The organism is Robiginitalea sp., from assembly GCF_049588695.1.
Taxonomy (GTDB): domain Bacteria; phylum Bacteroidota; class Bacteroidia; order Flavobacteriales; family Flavobacteriaceae; genus Robiginitalea.
The window spans coordinates 1-1,536 of sequence record NZ_JBAVZJ010000613.1; the positions used below are offsets into that span (position 1 = coordinate 1).

At 41.0% G+C, this 1,536-nt stretch carries 2 protein-coding genes; both read right to left on the minus strand.

All coding sequences use genetic code 11. The features are described from left to right. Positions 1–75: 75 nt before the first annotated feature. Positions 76–897 carry a porin family protein gene (locus WBV75_RS13990; protein ID WP_424121200.1) on the minus strand — a complete coding sequence of 274 codons (822 nt, stop codon included), beginning with the start codon at positions 895–897 and terminating at the stop codon, positions 76–78. A gap of 28 nt (positions 898–925) precedes the next feature. Next, positions 926–1,536, minus strand: a 611-nt coding sequence (locus tag WBV75_RS13995) for a DUF1295 domain-containing protein (protein WP_424121201.1), incomplete at its 5' end; no start/stop codon positions are given.

Genomic DNA, 1,536 nt, shown 5'->3' on the forward strand with positions numbered 1-1,536 from the left:
GAGCTTTTTAGCTATAATTGGGACCCACTAATGCCCTGAAGATATTTTTTTTACAGCCCTTAGTTCGTTTAAGGTTTAATCGACGGTTTTTTTCTTTTTATCAAAGGTATAGGCATAACCCAGGGAAAATACCAGAGTTCCCATATGTACATCCCCATAAATATCTGTATCCTTTTGCAGAGGGATTAATCCATAACTACCGCGTATATCAGCAATGATCTCATGCTTGGAATTAATGGCATAGGAAGCCCCGACGCCCAGCATAACGCCAAAGTCCATATTAGAGATGTCATCGTTAATATCGTTGTCGGTATTAAAGTCTTGAGGAGGAATTTCTGGCCATTGATTTGGTGGTAGTCCTTCCACTGGAATTCGAAGCGCTGTAGTGCCCTCAGGATCCAAAAATATTTGGCTTTCTCCTTCAGTTTGCTGGGTTGGATTAATAATGAAATCTGCATATACTCCTCCATTTACATACACGCCCCACTTGCTGCCTAAGTGCCACTCGTACTTTGCTAAGATGGGTACAGTGATATAGGAGAATATGGCAGTGTTATCAAATTCCGCGTAGAGAACATTATCTCCTACTAAAAGAGCCAATTCCGGCGGTAATAAAGTCGTAGGTATCGGTTGTAAGCCATCTTTGTCCCCTCCTTTTCGGGCAAAGGCCAGTTCAAATTTTAAAGAGAATTTTTCTGTAATTCCATAGTCTAGAAATACACCACCATCGAACCCGGCAACAGAATTAAAACCCGAGGCATATATGTTATTATCTCTACTTTCTAAATTGGGAATGCCCACACCAAGACGTACACCAAACTTAGTGTCCTGTGCAAAAAGCCCCGGTCCCCAAAGGGAACAACATACGATAAGTAAAATGATCTTTGTGTTTTTCATTGAATTGAGTTGTAAAGTTAGTTAAGGTTTATTGATTGTATTTTGATTTTGGAATGGGTAAAAACCGCCGTACCCTGGCCTGGTAGTCCTTATATTCGGGATACTTTCCTGCGCTTATTTCTTCACTAAATTCCGAGCTACCCTGAAAGAGCACTACGAGCAATAAACAACCAGAAATGCTCCAATTCAACCATTGCCCCGAAGCCGCTACACTAAACAGGTAAAAGCTGATCCAAACCCCTTGCTCTGCAAAGTAATTGGGGTGCCTGGATAATGCCCATAACCCTTTGTTCAGGAAGCCTTTTTTATAATCTCCGGTCAAAGGCTCATGGTTTTTAATCTTCTCATGCTTTTTGCTCTGGTACTTCCAATGCTGGTTATCGGCCAAAGTCTCAAATATAATGAAAAAGAGCATCAGAATGGCTGCCACTGCATCTATTATCCCCAGCGGGGTATCGTTAAATTGAAGGGCCACAAGAATGGGCAGGGTAAACAGCAGAATTAAAATATTTTGATACCCTGAGATAAAGAACAAATTAAACAGCGTCCATTTCCATTTTGGCTGAAACTCCTTTTTATCCCGTAATATTTGGCATCGATAGTCCTCTTTACCTTCCCAGAATTTGATGGTATAAGCAC